This window comes from Deinococcus wulumuqiensis R12, assembly GCF_011067105.1.
Taxonomy (GTDB): Bacteria; Deinococcota; Deinococci; order Deinococcales; family Deinococcaceae; genus Deinococcus; species Deinococcus wulumuqiensis.
This window is the reverse complement of the sequence record NZ_CP049357.1, coordinates 2,395,191-2,416,434: the sequence shown is the minus strand read 5'-3', so window position 1 is coordinate 2,416,434 and position 21,244 is coordinate 2,395,191. Positions and strand designations below refer to the sequence as shown.

20 protein-coding genes and 3 pseudogenes are annotated in these 21,244 nt (G+C 65.0%); 11 read left to right on the top strand and 12 right to left on the bottom strand.

The annotated features are described in order from the left end of the window. Window positions 1-62: 62 nt before the first annotated feature. The 3 genes from G6R31_RS11740 (at window position 63) to G6R31_RS11730 (ending at window position 3,174) form a co-directional block, all read left to right on the top strand. The gene (locus G6R31_RS11740; protein WP_017870358.1) at window positions 63-1,061 is read left to right on the top strand and encodes a COX15/CtaA family protein; all 999 of its coding nucleotides are present in this window, start codon (window positions 63-65) and stop codon (window positions 1,059-1,061) included. Beyond that, window positions 1,058-1,999 carry a heme o synthase gene (locus tag G6R31_RS11735; protein ID WP_017870357.1) on the top strand — a complete coding sequence of 314 codons (942 nt, stop codon included), beginning with the start codon at window positions 1,058-1,060 and terminating at the stop codon, window positions 1,997-1,999. Before G6R31_RS11740 ends, G6R31_RS11735 begins: the two co-directional genes overlap by 4 nt. A 362-nt stretch (window positions 2,000-2,361) precedes the next feature. Further along, the gene (locus G6R31_RS11730; protein ID WP_164993982.1) at window positions 2,362-3,174 is read left to right on the top strand and encodes an IS5-like element ISDra5 family transposase; all 813 of its coding nucleotides are present in this window, start codon (window positions 2,362-2,364) and stop codon (window positions 3,172-3,174) included. Window positions 3,175-3,328: 154 nt separating this feature from the next. On the opposite strand, the gene G6R31_RS11725 is transcribed toward G6R31_RS11730, so the two are convergent. After that, on the bottom strand, window positions 3,329-3,628 hold the full coding sequence (locus tag G6R31_RS11725; RefSeq protein ID WP_017872065.1) for a hypothetical protein: 300 nt from the start codon (window positions 3,626-3,628) through the stop codon (window positions 3,329-3,331). 254 nt (window positions 3,629-3,882) lie between these two features. Here G6R31_RS11725 and G6R31_RS11720 point away from each other — a divergent pair, with 254 nt between their 5' ends. Continuing rightward, the gene (locus G6R31_RS11720) at window positions 3,883-4,935 is read left to right on the top strand and encodes an aldo/keto reductase (RefSeq protein ID WP_225983405.1); all 1,053 of its coding nucleotides are present in this window, start codon (window positions 3,883-3,885) and stop codon (window positions 4,933-4,935) included. A gap of 36 nt (window positions 4,936-4,971) precedes the next feature. Here the strand turns inward: G6R31_RS11720 and G6R31_RS11715 are convergent. The 3 pseudogenes from G6R31_RS11715 to G6R31_RS11705 all read right to left on the bottom strand — a co-directional run. Further along, window positions 4,972-5,079: pseudogene (locus G6R31_RS11715) on the bottom strand (IS5/IS1182 family transposase); the annotation flags it as partial. 152 nt (window positions 5,080-5,231) lie between these two features. Then, a pseudogene (locus tag G6R31_RS11710) lies at window positions 5,232-5,816 on the bottom strand (IS5 family transposase); the annotation flags it as partial. A gap of 136 nt (window positions 5,817-5,952) precedes the next feature. Then, window positions 5,953-6,072, bottom strand: a pseudogene (locus tag G6R31_RS11705) (IS5/IS1182 family transposase); the annotation flags it as partial. Window positions 6,073-6,117: 45 nt separating this feature from the next. Here G6R31_RS11705 and G6R31_RS11700 point away from each other — a divergent pair. Continuing rightward, window positions 6,118-6,399 carry an inorganic diphosphatase gene (locus tag G6R31_RS11700; RefSeq protein WP_188713269.1) on the top strand — a complete coding sequence of 94 codons (282 nt, stop codon included), beginning with the start codon at window positions 6,118-6,120 and terminating at the stop codon, window positions 6,397-6,399. Window positions 6,400-6,405: 6 nt separating this feature from the next. On the opposite strand, the gene G6R31_RS11695 is transcribed toward G6R31_RS11700, so the two are convergent. Continuing rightward, window positions 6,406-7,218 carry an IS5-like element ISDra5 family transposase gene (locus tag G6R31_RS11695; RefSeq protein ID WP_010884088.1) on the bottom strand — a complete coding sequence of 271 codons (813 nt, stop codon included), beginning with the start codon at window positions 7,216-7,218 and terminating at the stop codon, window positions 6,406-6,408. A gap of 245 nt (window positions 7,219-7,463) precedes the next feature. On the opposite strand from G6R31_RS11695, the gene coxB reads away from it, so the two are divergent. Then, window positions 7,464-8,732: a cytochrome c oxidase subunit II gene (gene coxB / locus G6R31_RS11690; RefSeq protein ID WP_017870356.1), complete on the top strand. Its 1,269-nt coding sequence runs from the start codon at window positions 7,464-7,466 to the stop codon at window positions 8,730-8,732. Further along, window positions 8,729-11,191, top strand: coding sequence for a cbb3-type cytochrome c oxidase subunit I (locus G6R31_RS11685; RefSeq protein WP_017870355.1), 2,463 nt, complete (start codon window positions 8,729-8,731; stop codon window positions 11,189-11,191). Before coxB ends, G6R31_RS11685 begins: the two co-directional genes overlap by 4 nt. 78 nt (window positions 11,192-11,269) lie before the next feature. On the opposite strand, the gene G6R31_RS11680 is transcribed toward G6R31_RS11685, so the two are convergent. Genes G6R31_RS11680 through G6R31_RS11670 form a run of 3 tightly spaced genes read right to left on the bottom strand, consistent with a single transcriptional unit; the run spans window position 11,270 to window position 14,043 of the window. Beyond that, window positions 11,270-12,256, bottom strand: coding sequence for an NAD(P)H-dependent glycerol-3-phosphate dehydrogenase (locus tag G6R31_RS11680; protein ID WP_017870354.1), 987 nt, complete (start codon window positions 12,254-12,256; stop codon window positions 11,270-11,272). Continuing rightward, a complete protein-coding gene (locus tag G6R31_RS11675) occupies window positions 12,253-13,014 on the bottom strand; it encodes a class I SAM-dependent DNA methyltransferase (RefSeq protein ID WP_017870353.1) in 762 nt (253 codons plus the stop codon). Before G6R31_RS11675 ends, G6R31_RS11680 begins: the two co-directional genes overlap by 4 nt. A gap of 30 nt (window positions 13,015-13,044) precedes the next feature. Beyond that, window positions 13,045-14,043 (bottom strand): YpdA family putative bacillithiol disulfide reductase, encoded by a 999-nt coding sequence (locus tag G6R31_RS11670; RefSeq protein WP_025566786.1) that lies wholly within the window; start codon window positions 14,041-14,043, stop codon window positions 13,045-13,047. Between the two features lie 66 nt (window positions 14,044-14,109). Here G6R31_RS11670 and G6R31_RS11665 point away from each other — a divergent pair, with 66 nt between their 5' ends. Continuing rightward, window positions 14,110-14,622, top strand: a complete 513-nt coding sequence (locus G6R31_RS11665; RefSeq protein ID WP_029732672.1) for a DUF3105 domain-containing protein — start codon at window positions 14,110-14,112, stop codon at window positions 14,620-14,622. An 84-nt stretch (window positions 14,623-14,706) separates the two neighbouring features. On the opposite strand, the gene G6R31_RS11660 is transcribed toward G6R31_RS11665, so the two are convergent. Then, entirely contained in the window at window positions 14,707-15,948 is a 1,242-nt protein-coding gene (locus tag G6R31_RS11660; protein ID WP_017870350.1) for a lipid-A-disaccharide synthase-related protein, read from the bottom strand. A gap of 74 nt (window positions 15,949-16,022) precedes the next feature. Here G6R31_RS11660 and G6R31_RS11655 point away from each other — a divergent pair, with 74 nt between their 5' ends. Further along, on the top strand, window positions 16,023-17,606 hold the full coding sequence (locus tag G6R31_RS11655) for a carboxylesterase/lipase family protein (RefSeq protein WP_017870349.1): 1,584 nt from the start codon (window positions 16,023-16,025) through the stop codon (window positions 17,604-17,606). 223 nt (window positions 17,607-17,829) lie between these two features. Here G6R31_RS11655 and fumC read toward each other — a convergent pair whose 3' ends face one another. Genes fumC through G6R31_RS11640 form a run of 3 tightly spaced genes read right to left on the bottom strand, consistent with a single transcriptional unit; the run spans window position 17,830 to window position 20,217 of the window. Next, the gene (gene fumC, locus G6R31_RS11650) at window positions 17,830-19,224 is read right to left on the bottom strand and encodes a class II fumarate hydratase (RefSeq protein ID WP_017870347.1); all 1,395 of its coding nucleotides are present in this window, start codon (window positions 19,222-19,224) and stop codon (window positions 17,830-17,832) included. A 35-nt stretch (window positions 19,225-19,259) separates the two neighbouring features. Next, on the bottom strand, window positions 19,260-19,904 hold the full coding sequence (locus G6R31_RS11645) for a hypothetical protein (RefSeq protein ID WP_017870346.1): 645 nt from the start codon (window positions 19,902-19,904) through the stop codon (window positions 19,260-19,262). Window position 19,905: 1 nt separating this feature from the next. Further along, complete coding sequence (locus G6R31_RS11640) at window positions 19,906-20,217, bottom strand: PadR family transcriptional regulator (protein ID WP_017870345.1); 312 nt, start codon at window positions 20,215-20,217, stop codon at window positions 19,906-19,908. Between the two features lie 95 nt (window positions 20,218-20,312). Here G6R31_RS11640 and G6R31_RS11635 point away from each other — a divergent pair, with 95 nt between their 5' ends. After that, a complete protein-coding gene (locus G6R31_RS11635; RefSeq protein WP_017870344.1) occupies window positions 20,313-20,681 on the top strand; it encodes a helix-turn-helix domain-containing protein in 369 nt (122 codons plus the stop codon). Then, on the top strand, window positions 20,678-21,100 hold the full coding sequence (locus G6R31_RS11630; protein WP_017870343.1) for a type II toxin-antitoxin system VapC family toxin: 423 nt from the start codon (window positions 20,678-20,680) through the stop codon (window positions 21,098-21,100). Before G6R31_RS11635 ends, G6R31_RS11630 begins: the two co-directional genes overlap by 4 nt. Window positions 21,101-21,244 lie beyond the last annotated feature (144 nt).

The following is a 21,244-nucleotide window of genomic DNA, read 5'->3' as shown; positions in this document are numbered from 1 at the left end:
ATGCACGGCGCAGATCACGCTGGCCGCACCACATTTCAGCCGCGTGAAGGGAAGGTGAAGACTTGAGCGGAACGCTGAGTGCAGGACCACGCGCCAGCGCGGGGGGGGGACAGTGGCTGCCCCGCCTCGCGTGGGCGGCCCTGATCTACAACCTGCTGGTGATTCTGTGGGGCGCGGTCGTGCGTATGACCGGCGCGGGCGCGGGCTGCGGCGACCACTGGCCGCTGTGCAACGGCGCCGTCGTGCCGCAAAGCCCCACTGTCCACACCCTCATCGAATTCAGCCACCGCCTGACCAGTGGTGCGAGCGGCCTGCTCGCCATCGGGCTGGTCGCGGTGGCCTTCCGGCAGACCCCCCGGGGCCACCCGGCCCGCTTCGGGGCGCTGCTCAGCCTGGGCCTGATCATTCTGGAAGGGCTGGTGGGCGGCGTGCAGGTGCTGCTGGGGCTGACCGCCGACTCGACCGACCCCGCACGCGGCCTCGTGCAGGGCATTCACCTCGCCAACACCTTCGCGCTGCTCGCGGCGCTGCTGCTCACGCTGCTGTGGGCCAGGGGCGAACCCCGGCTGCGGCTGCGCGGCCAGGGCCGGGTGGGGTGGCTCAGCGCCCTGGGCCTGGGGCTGACGCTGCTGCTCGGCATGGCGGGAGCGGTCACGGCGCTGGGCGACCTGCTGTTCGCCCCGGCCCCCGGCACGCCCCTCGACACCGTGCGGCGCGACTTTTCGGCCACCGCTGGCCTGATCGAGAACCTGCGGGTCATTCACCCCCTGCTCGCTGTGTTCAGCAGTGTGTATCTCGCCTGGCTGGGCGTCTGGCTGGAGCGTCTGCGTCCCGGACAGGAGGTCCGGCGCTGGACCCGCGTGGTCTGGGGCCTGCTGGGGGCGCAGATGGTCGTGGGCTTCGCCAACGTCGCGCTCAAGGCGCCGGAATGGATGCAGCTGACCCACCTGCTGCTCGCCTGCCTGCTGTGGCTGGCCCTGGTGATGCTGGTGTACCGTGCCCTGACCGGCCTGGGCGTGCAGCGCCCCACACAGGCCACTTTCCGTGGAGAACCCGTATGACCTCGACCCCGCTGTCCGATTCTGCCCCGCCGACGCAGCACGCCACCTGGCGTGACTACCTGGCGCTCACCAAGCCCAAGGTCATCAGCCTGCTGCTGTGGACCACCCTCACGGCCATGTTCATGGCGGCGCGGGGGTGGCCGGGCGAAACCTTCGGGTCGGGGCTGTGGCTGCTGGTCGTGGTCAGCCTCGCCGGATACATGTCGGCAGGCTCGGCGGGCGTGTTCAACATGATCATCGACCGCGACATCGACCTCAAGATGGCGCGCACGGCGGGGCGGCCCACCAGCTCCGGGCTGATTTCGGGCCGCAACGCCGCCATCTTCGGCACGGCCCTTCAGGTCCTGTCGTTCGTCATGCTGTGGGTCTGGGGCACGCCGCTCGCCGCCTGGATGAGTCTGGCGGGCTTCGTGTTCTACGTGGTGATCTACACCCAGTGGCTCAAGCGCACGACCTGGCACAACATCGTGATCGGGGGCGCCGCCGGGTGCTTTCCGCCGCTGGTGGGCTGGGCCGCCGTGACCGGGGACCTCGACCTCTTTGCCGGGTACCTGTTCGCCATCATCTTCTTCTGGACGCCGGTCCACTTCTGGGCGCTGGCCCTGATGATCAAGGAGGAGTACCGCGAGGTCGGCATTCCCATGCTGCCGGTGGTGCACGGCGACCACATGACCGTGGCGCAGATCGGCCTGTACGCCATCTACACGGTGGTGCTCTCGCTGATGCCGGTCTACTTCGGCGCGGTGGGCTGGATCTACTTCGTCTCCGGGCTGCTGCTCGGCGCGTGGCTGCTGCACCTGTCGTACAAGCTCTACCGCCACGTCGCTTCCGGTCAGCCTGCCGAGCGCCGGGTGGCGGTGCCGCTCTACCTGTACTCCATGCTGTATCTCGCCCTGCTGTTTCTGGCCGGGGCCATCGACCGCGCCGTGCTGGTCTGATACGGATTCCGATTGAATCTGAAACTACCAGATTCAATCCGAGCGGATGCGAGTAGGAAAAAATACGGATTCCGCGATATGGATGCACAGGCGGCGCTTTCCTGACTGTGCAGGAATTAAGCGGAATCCGTATGAGCGCCTGCTCCTCCCCAGCACCTCCCCAGCACCCTTGACCCTTCACCGACCTGCGCCTCTGGCCGGGTCGGTTCTTCGTCGCCTTGCCCCGGAGCACAATTTTTTTGGCTCGGCAGCGGCATTTGGGGGACACTTGCCTAGAGCCTGTCAGTCTAGCAATCTGACTTTTTATAAAAAATATGTAAATAGCATAGTAAGGGTGTCACGGCTGGGTGTAGAACTGGGACATGCTGTCAGAGCGAAAACCCTACAAGAGCGACCTGGACGACGAAACTTACCTCTTCATCCTGCCTTACTTTCTGCTCGCTCCAGAAGACGCTCACCAGCGCGTCTACCCGATACGTGAAGTCCTCAATGCCGCTCTGTGGATTGGCCGCACAGGGAGTCAGTGGGAGTACCTCCCACACGACTTTCCGCCATACAAAATTGTCCATCAGCAACTGATGCGGTGGTTTGAACGAGGTTGCTTCGAGAACCTCGCTCACGACCTGCATTCACTGGTTCGCGAGGACGCCCTCCTTGAGGGCGTTCCTACCGTTGCCATCGTGGATAGCCGCACTCTGCAAAGCACGCCCGAGAGTGGCGAACGTGCTGGATATGACGGTGGAAAGCGTCGTAAGGGCAGCAAAATCCACGCTGCTGTCGACACGATGGGTAATGTCATGACGTTGCTCGTCACCCCTGGCAATGAGCAAGACCGAGAGCAGGTCTATGACTTGTGCCGCGAGGTGCAGCAGGTCACTGGTGACCACATTGATGTCGTTATCGCCGACCAGGGGTACACCGGAGAGCAGCCGCAGATTGATGCTTCCTTGAACGATGTGGAACTTGTTGTGGTGAAACGCCCGACTGGAGCGACGGGCTTTGTGCTGCTTCCGTTGCGATGGGTGGTTGAACGGACATTCGCCTGGACAGCACGTTTTCGCCGTCTATCACGTGATTTGGAGAGGCTGCAAAGCAGTCTCCTCGGCTTTCACTGGCTCGCGGTATCTGTTACGCTCCTAAACAAATTAAAGCCAATTCTTGGCTCGCTAGCCTGACAGCCTCTACGGGTGCGCACTGTGTTGAGACAGTGAAAGAAGCCCCAGTCGGCGGAAACGCGGCTGGGGCTTCTGCATGCACTCCGACCACCCGCGCCCACTGACAGCAGTTCTGACAGCAACCGAGCCGCAAGAGAGCGGCCAGGACTCCCAATCAGTCCTCCCCCGAGATTTCCACCCAGACGTCTTCCGCCAGGTAGTGCGCGAACCCCTCGTCAGCCGCCACCCAACGGACGCAACTCGGCTCATGTTCGGTGTGCGCAGCCCAGACGCGAACGGTACGACCGTCCCGAGACGGGCGAAGTTCGTTGGCACCGAACGGCATTCCGTCGCACGAGTCGACGATCAAGTCACGTCCATCCAGAACGCACGCAACCTGATAACCGCGTTCGTCCGGATCATGGTCTCCGGCGAATCGGCCGCCGTCGAGGTCCTGGATCTGGGTAATCAGCATGCGCCCTCCTTCTTGAACAGACCATCCAGCGCCGTCGCTGCGCTCCCTGCCTCACCACGTTCTGCCGCCTCGACGGGCTTGGCCTTGAAGCTGTCGGCAGCAAGGCACGTCGGACCCTGCACATCGGTGCCAGCCTGCTCACCGAGAAAGCACCTGCGCGGCGCGGCTCTGGGCTTCCGCAACCTCACGAACTACATCGCCAGGAGTCTGCTCGAAGCAGGAGGATTCAGACAACACCTACACCCTCGAATGCGATGAGCCGTCAAAGGCCTGCTGGAACGAGCGGCGTCATCGTTTTCGGAACGGAAGGCATGTCCGTTCAGGCGCGCGACGGCGCGACGATCAACGAACTGTTCTCCATCGCCAAAATGACACTCGAGCGATGGCCGGCTGCGCTATGTTTGTTACGTGGTGGTCATCTGCCTACCCGCCCCCCGCCACCGAACAGGCGAACTCATCTCATAGGAGAAAAGCACATGAAACACGTGACACTGCCAGGCGGGGAAGTGGTTCCTTCAATGGGTCAAGGCACCTGGAAGATGGGCGAACGTGCCGAGCGCCGATCCGATGAGATCGCCGCGCTACGCGCCGGTGTCGAACTGGGCATGACGCTCATCGATACCGCCGAAATGTATGGCGATGGTGCGGCGGAATCGCTGATACGCGAGGCGCTGGGCAGCGTTCGCGACCAGTTGTTCCTCGTCAGCAAGGCGTATCCGCAGAATGCATCGCGCTCCCGCCTTGCCGGTGCGTGCGAGGCGAGCCTGAAGCGGCTCGGCACCGATCGGCTCGACCTCTACCTTCTCCACTGGCGGGGATCGGTGCCGCTCGCTGAGACAGTGGAGGCATTAGAGGAGCTGAAATCGGCAGGAAAAATTCGGCACTGGGGTGTCAGCAATCTCGATACCGACGATATGGAAGAGCTTGTCGCTGCCGGCGGCGGTGGCTGCGTCACCGATCAGATTCTTTACAATCTGGTCCGTCGGGGCCCGGAATTGGACCTTTTGCCGTGGCTCACCGAGCATAAAATACCGGTTATGGCATATAGCCCGGTCGAGCAGGGACGACTTTCTACGCACCCCGCTCTCGACAAAATTGCAGCCGAGGTTGGCGCAACCCCGGTTCAGGTCGCACTTTCGTGGACGTTGCGGCGCGATGGCCTCATCGCCATTCCCAAAGCGAGTTCAGTCGCACATGTGCGAGAGAACCGCGCGGCCGCCGATATCGTTCTTTCCGACGCCCAGCTTGCGACACTCGACGCGGCATTTCCCAGGCCAAGCAACCGTCGACCACTTGAAATGCTGTAGCGTGACCGACCCCATGCCTAGAAGCTGCCAAGAACACTATGCAAAAAGTGGCCTGAGATTGTTGCATAACAGAATACAAGCGGCCAGAAAATGGAATCCCACCAGTGTTGAAGGCAGACGCTCCAAGTCTCTTCCCAACCGCCTAGAGCAGTTCTCCGAATTACGTGATGCGCGGAACAGCACCCCGCATCACTCCATTCTCTCCTGCGGAGCTTTACAAGTCCGCCCTGCTCAGTGTTTTGCACTCGCTCTCTGCGAGCTGTCCCAGTCCGCTCGCCAAAAAGACGTTACGTCTTTCTGTCAAATGCTCTAAACCTAGAAAGCCAGGCAAAAGACCTCTCTACGACCCATCTTTTCGGTAGCAGAATAAAGCCTTTTACTGCGTCTGGCCGTTTGACCACAATCAGTTCCACACCTGCTTCAGCGGCTTCCAGACGGGTCTGATCACCGGTGTACCCCTGATCTGCAAAGGCAACTTCAACGTTGCCCCCTGTGGCTTCCTGAACCTCAAGGCACAGGTCAAGGACCTGTGCTCGATCCTGTTCATTCGCTGGTGTCGTCAGCACGGCCAGGAGATGGCCGAGAGTATCGACAGCCAAATGAACCTTGGTGCCCTTACGTTTTTTCGCGCCATCGAAGCCTGCACGATGGCCGCTTTCTGGCGTGCTCTGGAGTGTTCGACTATCAATGACGATCGCCGTAGGCTCGGCGTTTCTGGGCTTCTCGACACGCGAAAGGATGCGCAGGTCGTGAGCGGCATTCTCAAAGCAAGCTGCTTCAAACCAGCGGTGCGCCTGTTGGCGCACCGTTTCCGGAGGCGGAAAATCATGGGGAAGGTATTCCCACTGTGCCCCAGTACGAGCCACCCAAAGGAGAGCATTTACGGATTCCGATTGAATCTGGTCGTTTCAGATTCAATCCGAGCGGATGCGAGTAGGAAAAAATACGGATTCTGCGATATGGATGCACAGGCGGCGCTTTCCCGACTGTGCAGGAATTAAGCGGAATCCGTACATTGAGGACTTCCCTGATCGCGTATTTCCGCTGTCTTGCGTCTTGCGGACTGAGGAGCAGGTAGGGTAAGAGAAACAGGTAGGTATCGTCGTCAACGTCACTGGGATAACGGCGTCGGGTCACCACCTGATTCTGCTCTTTCCAAAGTCGCAGGCTCAAACTTCAAACGTGTTCTTGGCAGCCTCTAGCCTCATCTCCTTCCTCGGTCAGTGTGTTCGGGTCGTGGTGGACCGTCCTCTTGGCAGCGCTCACCCGCGACATCCTGACCTGATTTATCCCGTCAAATACGGTGAAATTCCGGATACAGTGAGTGGTGACGGCTTACCAATCGACGCCTATCTGCTGGGCTGGAACGAACCTGTTTCAGAGACATCAGGAACCGTGGTTGCCGTTGTAGAGCGAATCAACGACCTTGAAGACAAATTGGTGGTGGGCAAACTGGGCACCTAGAGGCTGTCAGGCTAGCGAGCCAAGAATCGGCTTTAATTTGTTTAGGAGCGTAACAGATACCGCGAGCCAGTGAAAGCCGAGGAGACTGCTTTGCAGCCTCTCCAAATCACGTGATAGACGGCGAAAACGTGCTGTCCAGGCGAATGTCCGTTCAACCACCCATCGCAACGGAAGCAGCACAAAGCCCGTCGCTCCAGTCGGGCGTTTCACCACAACAAGTTCCACATCGTTCAAGGAAGCATCAATCTGCGGCTGCTCTCCGGTGTACCCCTGGTCGGCGATAACGACATCAATGTGGTCACCAGTGACCTGCTGCACCTCGCGGCACAAGTCATAGACCTGCTCTCGGTCTTGCTCATTGCCAGGGGTGACGAGCAACGTCATGACATTACCCATCGTGTCGACAGCAGCGTGGATTTTGCTGCCCTTACGACGCTTTCCACCGTCATATCCAGCACGTCCGCCACTCTCGGGCGTGCTTTGCAGAGTGCGGCTATCCACGATGGCAACGGTAGGAACGCCCTCCTTGAGGGCGTCCTCGCGAACCAGTGAATGCAGGTCGTGAGCGAGGTTCTCGAAGCAACCTCGTTCAAACCACCGCATCAGTTGCTGATGGACAATTTTGTATGGCGGAAAGTCGTGTGGGAGGTACTCCCACTGACTCCCTGTGCGGCCAATCCACAGAGCGGCATTGAGGACTTCACGTATCGGGTAGACGCGCTGGTGAGCGTCTTCTGGAGCGAGCAGAAAGTAAGGCAGGATGAAGAGGTAAGTTTCGTCGTCCAGGTCGCTCTTGTAGGGTTTTCGCTCTGACAGCATGTCCCAGTTCTACACCCAGCCGTGACACCCTTACTATGCTATTCACATATTTTTTATAAAAAGTCAGATTGCTAGACTGACAGGCTCTACCCCTCAAACTGCTCTCATGGGCCGTGAGCCTGACCGTTCGGTAGATGCGGAAGCTCAGGGCACGGACAAGGCCGGGTCCGGTACATGGGCCGCAGCCCAGGCGGGCGGCGCATTCGCCTCCAGAACGCTTTAGACTGGAAAGGAAAGGAGCGACATTGAACACCAAACATGACCGTAAACCGGGCGGGAAACGGGGGTGGGCCACTCAGTGGACCCGCGCCGGTCTCATCGCCCTCGGCGCGGCAGTCCTGAGCAGTTGTGGGCAGGGGCAGTTCATCTTCTTGGGTGACCAAGCTGCCAGCTACAACCGCGAAATCTGGAACCTGAGCCTCTGGGCCATCGGACTGTCGATCATCATCTTCGTCGGGGTCTCGGGGATGCTGTTCTACACGGTGCAGAAGTTCCGTGAAGACCGCAACACCGCCGCGCCCCAGCAGTTCCACGGCAACAACAAGCTTGAAGCCTGGCTGATCGGGATTCCGATCATTCTGGTGCTTGGCCTGAGCGTGCTGTCGGTGCGTTCGCTGGCCCGCCTGAACCCGGTGTCGCAAGAAACCCTGGGTATCGAGGCGCTGGGGGCACAGTTCTGGTGGAACTTCTCCTACCCCGCTTCTACGGTGCAGGGCGGCAGCGTGGTAACCAACGGCAACGAAATGGTCATGCCCGCCGGACAGAAGGTGGCGATCACCACGACCAGCCGCGACGTGATTCACGGCTTCTGGGCACCCAACCTCGGCGGCCAGCGGGCGTCGATTCCCACCGTCAAGAAGGTCTGGGAACTCGACACCCAGCGCCCCGGCGTCTACCAGGGCAACTGCTCGCAGCTGTGCGGCGCCTCGCACGCCAACATGCGCTTCAAGGTCATCGCGCTGCCGCCCGAGCGCTTTGCCGCGTACAACGAAGCGGCGCGGGCTTACGTGGCCCCCACCCCCGCCCCCGGCAGCGCCGAGGAACGCGGCTACAACCTGTTCATGCAGGGCAAGGCCGACACCGGCGCCGTGGCGTGCGCTTCGTGCCACCGCGTGCAGGGCACCCCGGCAGGCGGCGTGAGCGGCCCCGACCTGAGCTTTTTCGGCACGCGCCGCACCCTGGGCGCGGGCATGTGGGAAGCCATGACCCCCCGCCACTGGGAAGAAACGGAAGTGGCCCAGAGCGCCAAGACGGAAAAGCAGTACAGCCCTGCGCAGGCGCTGCACGAGTGGATCAAGAACAGCCCCCGCGTCAAGCCCGGCAGCATCATGCCCAGCTATGACGGCAGCACCTACTTCGTGGACGGCAAGCCGATCAAGGGTGGTCTGCTGACCGATGACGAGATCGACGACGTCGCGGCGTACCTGCGCAGCCTGCGTCTGCCCGAGGAAGCCGACTACTGGCGTGGCATCCCGGTCCACGGGACCAACACCACCGCAGGAGGTTCGCAGTGACGGTTCATGCACCGCTGCCTCAGCACACCCAGACGGCAGCCAAGCGCGGCGTCTGGGAGGTCATCAAGGACTACATGATGACCACCGATCACAAGAAGATCGGTCTGCTGTACATCATCGTTTCGGTCCTGGGCTTTTGCCTGGGTGGCCTGCTGGCACTGGCGATTCGTGTTCAGCTGGCCCTTCCCGAGCAGACGCTGCTGGTGGGCACCGCCTATAACCAGGTGCTGACCATGCACGCGGCGATCATGCTGTTTTTCTTCCTGATTCCGCTGGGGCTGTTCGGCTTCGGCAACTATTTCCTGCCGCTGCAACTCGGCGTGCGTGACGTGGCGCTGCCCAGGCTCAACACCTTCGCGGTGTGGCTGTTTATCGCCAGCCTGATTCTGGTGGTCCTCGGCCTGTTCAACGGCGGCGCCCCCAGCGTCGGCTGGACCTTCTATTACCCGCTCACCATGGACGGCAACCAGACCGGCGTGAGCGTGTTCATGGTCGCGGTGATCCTCAACGGCCTGGGTTCGCTGCTCGGCTCGGCCAACTTTGCCGCCACCATCGTCAACCTGCGTGCCCCCGGCATGGGGCTGTGGAAGATGCCGATTTTCGCCTGGAGCCTCTTCGCGACCTCCATCCTTCAGCTGCTCACTCTGGGCGGCCTGACCGCCGCCGCGCTGCTGACCTACCTGGAAATCAAGCTGGGCCTGAGCATGTTCAACCCCGGTATCGGCGGCGTGCCGGTGCTGTACCAGCAGTTCTTCTGGTTCTACTCGCACCCCGCCGTGTACGTGATGCTGCTGCCCTACCTGGGCATCGGCGCGGAAGTCGCTTCCACCATGGCCCGCAAGCCTCTGTTCGGCTACCGCGTGATGGTGTACTCGATTCTCGCCATCGTGCTGGTGTCGTGCATCGTGTGGCTGCACCACATGTTCGCCGTGGGCGTGCCCGAAGCCTGGCAAATCGCCTTCATGATCTCGACCCTGATCGTGGCCGTGCCCACCGGCGTCAAGATCTTCAACCTGATCGGCACCCTGTGGGGTGGGCGCATCCTGATGCGGATGCCGACCTACTGGCTGATCGGCTTCATCTTCAACTTCCTGATCGGCGGGATCACCGGCGTGAGCCTGGGCATGATTCCCTTCGACTATCAGGTCACGATGTCCTACTACGTGGTGGCGCACTTCCACAACGTGATGATGTTCGGCACCGCGTTCCTGGCGATGGCGGGTCTGTACTACTGGTGGCCCAAGATGACCGGACGCTTCATGGACGAGAAGGTGGGTCTGGCCCACTTCTGGCTGTTCATGGTCGGGTCGTGGCTGACCTTCCTGCCGCAGTACATCCTGGGTCTGCTGGGCATGCCCCGCCGCTACTACACCTACCCCTCGGGCAACTGGGCCTGGACCGAGCTGAACTTCGCCAGCACCGTCGGCGCGTTCCTGCTGCTCCTCGGCGGCCTGGTGATGCTGTGGAACATGTTCCAGAGCTTCAAGCGCCCGATCACCGCCGGACCCAACCCCTGGGGCGGCTTTACCCTGGAGTGGACGAGCAGCAGCCCGCCCGCCGCCTACAACTTCGCCCACGACTTCCCGCAGAACTTCCCCACCGAGCGCCCGCTGTACGACTGGGAAAAGAACGGCGACACCCTGACCCCGGTGGACCCCAAGAGCATTCATCTGCCGCAGGACAGCATCTGGCCGTTCATGACCGCCTTCGCCCTGCTGCTGATGGGCTACGGCCTGAGCTTTGGCTGGTTCACCAACTATGACCCGGCTGTCGGCCTCAAGCCCTTCGCCGACGCCAGCCTGAGCTTCAAGATCGCCACGGCGGTGCTGTACCTCAGCTTCCCGGTGTTCTTCTACTCGCTGTTCAAGTGGGCAGGCACCCGTGAGTACGCCGTGCCTGTGGCGCACCACCACCTCACCAAGTACGACAACGGCTTCATGGGCATGGCCTGGTTCATCATCTCGGAAGTCTCGCTGTTCGCCATCCTGATCGCCGGCTACGTCTACCTGCGCGTGATCGGCGCCGCCGAGCCGCCCGCACTGCGCCCGAACATCTGGCTGGCCGCGCTCAACACCCTGATTCTGGTCACCAGCTCGGGCGTGATCCACAAGGCCGAACAGGACCTGCACCATGGCCGCGCCAGCTGGGGTCGCCTGGGCCTGTTCATCACGCTGCTGCTCGGTGCCATCTTCATGATCTTCCAGGTGTACGAGTTCGCCCTGTTCGGCACCGAGAGCGACTGGCGCCAGAACCTGTGGCAGTCGTGCTTCTTCATCATCGTCGGCCTGCACGGTCTGCACATCCTGATCGGCGGCACCGGCATCGCCCTGCCCTACTATCAGGCGCTGACCGGCAAGATGGACAAGTACAACCACGGCTCCATCGTCCCCGCCAGCCTGTACTGGCACCTGGTGGACGTGGTGTGGCTGCTGATCGTCGCGATCTTCTACGCCTGGTAAACCTGGCGACGGAGAGCGAACAAAGGAGAGAGGGAGGCACCTACGCCTCCCTCTCTCCTTCTTTCTTTTTCAGCTTGTTCAGGTCCGCTCCTCTGCCGCCGTCTCCCCTTTCGCCTCGCGGCCCATCAGGTGCCGGACGCCCTGTTGCGGGGTCCACTCGCCGCGCGTGACGTGCGCCACCGCCCGCACGATGGGCAGGTCGTGACCGTGGGCGCCCGCCCAGGCGTCCAGCAGGCCCGCCGTGCGCAGACCCTCCACCACCTTGCCGCCCTGCTGCGGACTTTCGCCCCGCGCAATCGCCTCGCCCGCCGCCCGGTTGCGGCTGTGGGGGCTGGTGGCGGTGGCGATCAGGTCGCCCAGTCCGCTCAGGCCGTAGACCGTTTCTTCTTCGGCGCCGAGCGAGCGCAGGTAGCGGTTCATCTCGCGCAGGCCCCGGGTGAGCAGGCTGGCCTTGGCGTTGTCGCCCAGATTCAGGCCGTCGCCCATTCCGGCGGCCACCGCCATCACGTTTTTCAGCACGCCGCCGAGTTCCACGCCGGTCACGTCGCGGCTGGTGTACACCCGCAGATGCGGCGACATCAGCGCGGCCTGCACGCCAGCGGCCAGCGCCGGGTCACGGCTGGCGACCACCGTGGCGGCGGGCAGCCCGCGCCCGATTTCCTCGGCATGGTTGGGACCGCTCAGGACCGCCACCCGGTCAAAGCCGAGCCCCGCCGCGTACTCGCTCAGGCGGCTGCCGTCGGGCGCGAGACCCTTGGCGCACAGCACCACCCCCAGCCCGCGCGGCAACCCGGCCAGCAGCTCGGGCACCCCCACGCTCGGCACGACCAGCAACGCGAAGTCGGCGCCCGCGACGGCGCCCGGCAGGTCGGACGTGACCTGCACCTGCGGCGGCAGCAGCACGCCCGGCAGGTACTCGCGGTTTTCACGCACCTCGGCCAGCCGGGCGGCGAAGTCGGGGCGACGTGCCCACAGCCGCACCTCCTGCCCCGCCCGCGCCGCCGCTGCCGCCAGCGCCGTGCCCCAGCCCCCGGCCCCCAGCACCGGCAAGACCGGCCCGCTCACGCTTCCCCCTGCCACGCGAACACCCAGATACGCGGGGTTCCGGCGTGCGGCGCGGCGTAGTCGGGGTATTCCACGATTTCCCAGCGGGCGAATCCGGCCTCGCGCAGCAGCGGCTCCAGCTCGGCAGGGTCGTAGCCGCGCTCGCGGTGGGTTTCCACGAATTCCTGCACCTCGCCACCTTTGCCCATCACCCGGCAAAACGCCTGCACGACGCCCAGTTTTTCCTCGGCGTCGTAGTGGTGTGACCAGTGGTAATGGACTTCCTCACCGGCCTCGCTGCGGGCCAGGCCCTCGATGGCGTCGCCTTCCCACAGCTCGCGCACGCCCAGACGGGTGTTGAGGTCGCAGGCAAACAGTCCGCCCGGCGCGGTGTGGGCCGCCGCCCGGCGCAGCGCCGCGCCGAGGTCGGCGGGGGTCAGCAGGTTGTTGAGGCTATCGAAGACGCAGGTGACGAGGTCGAAGGTTTTGCCCAGGTCGAAGCTGCGCAGGTCGCCCTGCTCGAACTCCACCCAGGGCAGGCGCCGGCGGGCCACGTCCAGCATCTCGGCACTGCCGTCCACGCCTGCCACCGCCAGACCGGACTGCTGAAGCTGCCGGGTCATGCCGCCGGTGCCGCAGGCGAGGTCGAGGGCGCGGCGCGGGGCGAGGCCGCCGTCACGGGCATAGGTCAGGATGAAATCCGCCCAGTGGTCGTACTCCACGTCGGCCATGATCGCGTCGTACACGGCGGCCAGGGCCGTAAAAGGGGGGCGCTGCATGGCGTCACTATAGGCGCCCGCCCCCAGGACTCAGGCCGGGCGCAGTTCGCCGCTGCCCAGTTGCCGCTCGATTTCGGCCACCGCGTGCTCGGCGTGGACGCGGCCATTTTCGATAAAGACCTGGTTGGTCCTGCCGGCAAAGCCCGCGCTGCCCACCACGAACAGGCCGGGCACGCTGCTCTCGTAGTTCTCGGTCAGCACCAGGCACTCGTCAGGCTGCGTGGCGAGGTTCAGCCCGTCCAGGAACGACAGGTCGGGGCGGTAGCCGGTCAGCGCGAAGGTGAAGTGCGTGGGCAGCTCGAAGGTCGTGCCGTCTTCACGCTGCACCACCACGTGCTCGGGGTGAATCTCGACCACCCGCGAGTTGAAGTGCGCCGCGATGCTGCCTTCCTTGATGCGGTTTTCGAGGTCGGGCCGCACCCAGTACTTGATGGTGCTCTTGAGTTCGGGAGCGCGGACCACCATGGTCACGTTCACGCCGCTGCGCCACAGGTCGAGCGCGGCGTCGGCGGCCGAGTTGCCCGCGCCGATGACGGTCACGTTCAGGCCCATGAAGGGGTGGGCCTCGGTGTAGTAGTGGCTGACGTTTTCGCTGTCCTCACCGGGAATGCCCATACTCAGCGGGTTGTCGTAGTAGCCGGTCGCCACCACCACCCGCCGCGCCTCCACCACCCCGCCCGAGCCGTCCTGCGCCTCGATTTCGAGGGTAAAGCCCGCCGGGGCCGCGTGCACCCTGGTCACGGCGGTGTACTGCCGCACGTTGAGCTGCTCGCGCTGGGTGACGAGGCGGTAGTACATCAGCGCGTCGCGGCGGTCGGGCTTGTCGTGCCCGGTCACGAAGGGGTGGTTGCCGATTTCGAGTTCGGGGGCGGTGGTAAAAAAGCCCATGTAGGTGGGGTACTCGAAAATCGCGTTGACCACGCAACCCTTTTCCAGCACCACGTAACTCAGGCCCGCACGCTTGCAGGCGATGGCGGCGGCCAGGCCCACCGGTCCGGCTCCGACAATTGCCACATCATAAAGACTCATGGCCCTATTGTGTCAGCCCGCGCTCCGGCGCACCGTGACCCGCCTGCCCCTGCTACTTTGAGAGCCATGCCGGGTGCGCGTTGGTGGTCGGGAGTGGTGCTGGGTGGGCTGTCGCTGGCCCTGCTGGGTTGCGGCCCCAAGCCTATCGAGGGGCTGCGAAGCTACGAGTATCTGGGCGGCGACCAGCGCAGCGGCGTGCTGACCTACGGTGAAACCCCGCCCGTCGGTGGCCCGTACAACCCGCTGTGGCAGACCTGCGCCCTCTACACGCAGCCGGTCTACAACGAGTACGCCGTCCATAGCCTCGCGCGGGGCGCGGTGTGGGTGACGTACCGGCCCGGCCTCGACGCCGCCGAGGTCGAGGGCCTCAGGACCCTGCTCGCCGGGCAACCCGCCGCGCTGCTCAGCCCTTACCCCAACCTGCCCTCGCCCATCGTCATGACGGCCTGGAACAGACAGCTCAGCGTGGAGAAGGCCGACGACGCCCGCTTGACCCGTTTCCTGAAAGAAGTGCTGCCGGAAAACAGCGCCCCGGAAAAGGGCAGCCCGTGCAGCGGCGGCTTCGGCGGCACCCGCTGAAGGGGACGGGCCGGCTGCATACCCTTGACGGCGGCTGCATCCTGCCCTATAGTTTTAAGCATCACCGCCCAAGCGGCGGTTTTTTTATTGTCCGTTTGCCTGAAACTCGTCCTGCATTTCACAGGCAATCTGCGCCAGCGCCCCCGCCTGACCGATGCGCCGCTGCCCGTCGCGCACGGCGGCTTCACGGCGGCGCCCCCCCAGCAGCCCACGCACGGCCTGCGCGATGTCCGGCGCTTCCGGGCGGGTCAGCGTGAGGGCCGCGCCCAGCAGTCGGCCCTGCCGCGCCGCGAAGCCGGGGACATACTGCGGCCCGGCGGTGGGAAACCCGACCACCGGCACGCCCAGACCCGCCGCCTGCTCGTTGGCGGTGCCCGCGGTGCCCAGCGCCACGCCACCCGAAGACGCCGCCGCGTGGAGAATGGCCGAGAACCGGCCACGCAGCAACCAGACGCGCGTTTCGTCCCGGCTCGCCAGCACTGCCCCCTCGCCACACGCCTCCAGTGACCAGCCGGGCAACTCCGGCACCTCGGCAAAGGAGCGCGGCCAGGCCACCAGCGCCTGCATCTGCGGCAGGGCGCGGGCGCCGCCGAGCATGACCGGCAGCGAGGTCTGCGCGTCTCCGCGCTGGCCGGGCAGCAGGGCCAGCACCGGAAGGCCACTGCGCAGCGGCGACAGGTCACCCTCGGGCGCGGGAAGCACGTCCATCGCGAAGCTGCCCCGGTACGCGGCGTTCACCCCCCGGCGGGCGAGGTGCCGGGCCGAGGCCGCGTCGCGGGTGTAGACCCGCCAGGCGCGGCGGCCCAGCGCGAGTTCCCAGGGCATAAAGACGTTGGCGCCCAGCGCGTTGAGTTCCCTGAGGTGGGTCAGCGGCGTCATTCCCTCGCCGTAGAGGACCGACACCAGCGGCTGCACATGCACGAGCGGCAGGCGCGGGCGGGCGGCGGCCCCGCGCACCTGCCGGGCGGCCAGCGTGCCCACCGCGAGCGCGTAGGTGTCCCCCACGACGACCACCCGGCCCACCTCGTGCCCGTGGGCGTGGGCGGCGAGCCACTGCCGCAGCGAAGTCTGCACCAGTCCGGCCCGCAGGTCGGCCCGCAGGTTGTCCAAGTTGCCGAAGGGAAACCCGCCCGAGGGCAGCGCGAGCAGCGGCCCAGCGATGTCCGCGAGCCCGGCGTAGGCCCCGCCCGCCCCCACCAGCGGCAGCGCGAGCAACGGCCGAGCGGGCCAGCGACGGCGCAACTCGCGGGCCAGCGCCGCGCCGATCAGGTCTTCGGCATGTCCGTTGGACACGAGCAGGGTGGCGGGCGCGACAGACAGCGACATGGCTCCGAGGGTAGCGTCCGGGCATCAGGAGCCGCGTCCGGTCCCGGCCAGCGCTGCTCCGGGGAGGAAACCGCATGAACAAGAACAACTTCTGGACCGCGCTCGGACTCTGCCTGTCCCTCGGACTGGCCGGGGCTGCCGCTCCCGCATCGTCCACCTCTGCCCGCGTGCAGGCCCCGGCAGGCACTTTTGTCGGCCAGGACAGAGAGGGGGTACGGACCTGGCTCGGCATTCGGTATGCCCAGCCGCCCGTCGGGGACGCCCGCTGGCAGCCGCCCCGCCCCACGCCCCCCCTTCCGGGCGACACCCCGGCGACGCAGCCGGGGGCCGCCTGTCTTCAGGCCTTCGAGCTGCCGGGACACCCCCAGACGCTGCGCGGCGCCGAGGACTGCCTGTTTCTGAACGTCTATGCGCCCGAAGGTGCGCAGAAAGCCCCAGTGATGGTCTGGATTCACGGCGGCAGCTTTCGGACCGGCGCGGGCAGCGACTACGACCTGAGCGTGCTGGCCCGTGAGCAGGGGGTGGTGGCGGTCAGCCTGAACTACCGCCTGGGCGCCCTGGGGTTTCTGGCGACCCCGGCGCTCGACACCGCGCAGGGCACGGCGGGCAACCTGGGCCTGCTCGACCAGCAACTCGCGCTGAAGTGGGTGCGGGACAATGTCGCTGCCTTCGGGGGCGACGCGCAGAACGTGACCGTGTTCGGGGAGTCGGCGGGCGGCATGAGCATCTGCGCCCAGCTCGCCTCGCCGGGTGCCGCAGGCCTGTTCGACAAGGCGATTATTCAGAGTGGTCCCTGCACCGCCCCCGGCATCATGCAGAGCCGCGCCGAGGCGTACAACCTGGGCGCCCGCTTTGCCGCCGCCGTGGGCTGTGACCCCGCCGACGCCGCCTGCCTGCGGGCCGTGCCCGCCGAGAAGCTGGTGCAGACCCGCTCGCCGAACGCCGCTTTTCCCGGCGCCGTGCCGTTTCCGCCCGTCTACGGCGACAGCACTGTGCCCCGCGCTCCGGGCGAGGTACTGCGGCAAGGGCTGGCGACCCGCGTCCCGCTGCTGATCGGCAGCAATCTCAACGAGGGCACCCTGTTCGCCGCCTGGGTGGGCGACCCCCGGCGCGACCTGAGCGCCGCCGAATTCCTGGCCCTGAACGCCGTGCTCAACCGCGCCAACGCCCCCCGCGCCCTGCTGACCTACAACAGCCGCCGCTTCGGCACCCGCACCCAGGCCGCCGCCGCCAGCGCCACCGACAGCCTGTTCGCCTGCCCGACCAGCAACCTCGCCCGCGACCTCTCGCGCTTCGGGCCAGTCTACAGCTACGAATTCCGCGACCCCAACCCGCCCCGGCCCGCGCTGCTGCGGCCCACTGCCGGGCTGCCGACCTTCGGTGCCTTTCACGGTGCGGAAATCGTGAGTGTGACCGGCACCCCCACCGGCCTGGGCGACCCCGCCGACTTCACGCCCGCGCAGGCCGAACTTTCGCGCACCATGCAGACCTACTGGGCCAACTTTGCCCGCACCGGCCAGCCGGGTGGCCCTGGACTGCCCGCGTGGCCCGCCTTCACCGCCGAGCAGCCGCAGGTGCTGGGCCTGGCCCCCGGCGAGGTCAAGCCGGTTGAGGACTTCCGCGCCGAGCACCACTGCGACACAGTCTGGCGGCCCTGAAACGGGACAATAAAAAAGCCGCCTCTTGGGCGGTGATACTGACTACTTTATCCGCTTATTCAGGGGTTGTCAAGGGTATGCAGTGGGGAGGGCCGTTTCCCCGCACGGGATGCGGCACCCTGCCGACACCTTCCCGCAAACGAAGAAGGCCGCCATGCAGACGACCTTCCTTGCCCTCAGACTTTTGGACCTTCAGACCTCTTGAGGCACCCCGGACACAAGTTCAGCTGTGCGTCATGTCCAGCGGCACGACCCACTGGGCAAATTCTTCCTCGGTGACGTGGCCCAGCGCGAGCGCCGCTTCCTTGAGGCTGGTGCCTTCCTTGTGGGCCTTCTTGGCGATGGCGGCGGCCTTGTCGTAGCCGATGTACTTGTTCAGGGCGGTGACCTGCATCAGGTTGATGTCGAGGTTGTGCTTGATTTTTTCCTCGTTCGGCTCGATGCCCACCGCGCAGTTGTCGTTGAAGGCGAGGCAGGCGTCCGAAATCAGGCGAATGCTTTCCAGCACGGCGTGAACCATGACGGGCTTGAACACGTTGAGCTGGAAGTTGCCCTGCGACCCCGCAAAGGCGACGGTGGCGTCGTTGCCGAAGACGCGGGTGGCGACCATCGTCATGGCTTCCGACTGGGTGGGGTTCACCTTGCCGGGCATGATGCTGGAGCCGGGTTCGTTCTCGGGAATGGTGATTTCGCCGATGCCGTTGCGGGGGCCGCTCGCCAGCCAGCGCACGTCGTTCGCCATCTTCATGAGTGCCCCGGCCAGGGTGCGCAGCGCGGCGGAGGTCTGCACCAGCGCGTCGTGGGCGGAGAGCGCGGCGAACTTGTTCTCGGCGCTGCGGAAGTGGTAGCCGGTCTCGGCCTCGTACTTTTTGGCCGCCAGATCACCGAATTTGGGGTGGGCGTTCAGGCCGGTGCCCACCGCCGTGCCGCCGATGGCGAGGTCGAGCAGGCCCTCGCCCGCGTGCCTCACTTCCGCCAGCGCGTAGTCGAGTTGCGCCACCCAGCCGCCGATTTCCTGCCCCAGCGTGATGGGCGTGGCGTCTTGCAGGTGGGTGCGGCCCACTTTCACGAGGTCCTTGTACTGCTCGGCCTTGGCGTGCAGGGTATCGCGCAGCTTGCCCACCGCGCCGTACAGCCGCTCGTTGAGTTCCAGCACCACCGCGATGTGCATGGCGGTGGGGAAAGTGTCGTTGCTGCTCTGGCCCCGGTTGACGTGGTCGTTGGGGTGAACGGGAGCCTTGCTGCCCATCTCGCCGCCCGCGATTTCGATGGCGCGGTTGGAAATCACCTCGTTGGCGTTCATGTTGCTCTGGGTGCCGCTGCCCGTCTGGAACACCACCAGCGGGAAGTGGTCGTCAAGTTTGCCGGCAATCACTTCGTCGGCGGCCTTCACGATCAGGTCGGCCACGTCGGCGGGCAGTTCACCGAGTTCGGCGTTGGCCTGCGCCGCGCCCTTTTTCAGGATGCCCAGCGCCCGGATGACGGGCCGGCCCCACACGAAGGTGTCGCGGCCAATCGGGAAGTTGTGGATGCTGCGCTCGGTCTGTGCGCCCCAGTAGCGGCTGGCGTCCACGTCCATCTTGCCCATCGTGTCGGTTTCTTGGCGGGTTTTGGTCATAGCGCTTTCAGTTTACGGCGTTTGAAGATTCGACTTTATGGAGCGCGCGGAGTGCTGCCCCGAGTCGCCAGAACCACCACAGCAAAAATGCCGCCACCACGCCGAGGCCGAGGCCGTCCGGTTGCCCGGAATCCCAGCGCCACCAGAACACGCCCAGCAGCAGGGCCATTATTGTCCCTGGCGCACTGAAAAGCCACGCGCACCCGCGCCGCGCCGCTCAGCCGCAAGCCTGCGATGACCAGCCAGCGCAGGGTAGGGACCAGCAGGACAATGAGGAGCGCGGCCGCTACCCCGGCGGCTGGCGGCAGGTGAAGGGTAGCGTTCAGCACAGTGAACAGCAGTGTCAGCAGAATGACCATGCCAGCGCGCCCGGCCTCGCCTTCCTCGAACACCGCTCGGCGCCAGCCTGCCGCGCTGAGTGCATAGCCGGGATGCAGCAGCCCCCTATCGGTCACGGTCAGGTGGGCTTTTCTGAAAGCGTCGTTGGCCCGGTGCGGGTCACCCCATTCGCGTAGCACGTCTTCGACGCTCTCACCCGCGTCCACGGCATCGTCCAGATGGGCCAGATGTTCAGCCCTGACCCGCTCGGCGGCTTGCGGCGCGAGGCCATGCGTGGCGATTTCCAGCCACAGCGGCGGCGACAGCGGGGCGTTCCAGTGGGGGTGAATGTTCCAGGCCATCTCAACCTCCCCCCACGACCGCGCCCACCGCCTGTGTCTGCCGCTGCCACTCGCCCCGCGCCCGTGCCAGAGCCGTGCGCCCCGCGTCGGTCAGGCGGTACTCGCGGCGCACGCGGCCCCTGACATCCACCTCGCTGCTTTCCACCAGCCCTTCCTTCTCCAGCAGGTGCAGCGCCGGGTAAAGGCTGCCCTCCTTGGCGCTGAGGACGCCCTCAGACCGGGCCTTGATGGCCTGGGCGATGGCGTAGCCGTGTTCGGGCTGACGGTCGAGCACCGCCAGAATCAGCAGGCGCAGTTGCTCCTTGGTGTTCATGCGGGCACGATACATTGAAAATTTATGTATTGCAATTTGAGGTATAGAAGGCGACACGCTAGAATTCCCCTTAGAGGTTATTTATGACGCCACAGATGCAATTTACTCTGGCAGACCTGCTGCGGCGGCACGGCATCACCCAGAAAAAGCTGGCGGAGGCGGCAGGCATGCGCCCGGCCACGCTCAATGCGCTGGTGAAGGCCAAAACGGGGCGGGTGGAAATCGGCACGCTGGTGGCGGTGATTTCGGGCCTTCGCAAACTGGGCGTGCAGGCCAACGTGGGCGACCTGCTGCGCGTGGAAGACGTTCCAGACGATGCAGAGCAGGCAGCGAGGGAGCGGGCGTTGAGGCTGCTGGGCGGCGAACCCTGGGGCCTGAAGCCGCGTGGTTCGGCGGTGCTGGCAGAGGTCAACGGCCCACCCATTGAAGAATTCCTGCGCGAGCATCGGGGGCCAGAGCTTTGACGCTGCTGTATCTGGACACCTCGGCGCTGGCCCGTCTGTACACCCGTGAGGAAGGCCATGAACACGTTTCCGCCGAATATGCCCGGAGTACGGGTGTGGTCTGCCACGACAACACTTTCGTAGAGATGGCTTCTGCTCTGGGCGGCAGGCGGCGGCGCAAACTCATGACCGAGGGGATGTACGCGCAGGCCCAGCGAGATTTTGAAGCCGACTGGCCCACTTTTCGTCACGTCGCCATAGACCCGCCCCTCCTCTCGGACGCGGCCCGCCTCGCTCAAAGTTACGGCCTGCGCGCTTATGACGCGGTGCATCTGGCGGCGGCGCTGGCCCTGGTGCCGCTGGGCGTGCGCTTCATGACCTTCGACGCGGCGCTGCGCGAGGTGGCGCGGGACGTGTTGCCCGCCGTGTGGGAAGCGTAGGCGCGGGAGCCACAGGCGCAGGCGGCCATTACCCTTTCCTGACACGATTTGCTCTAACTTACGGAACGCGTTTCACCGAGTCGTTCGACGTTGAAGATAGGCCCATAAAGATTGGCCCGTGAAAATCGGCCTGTCGAGAACCCC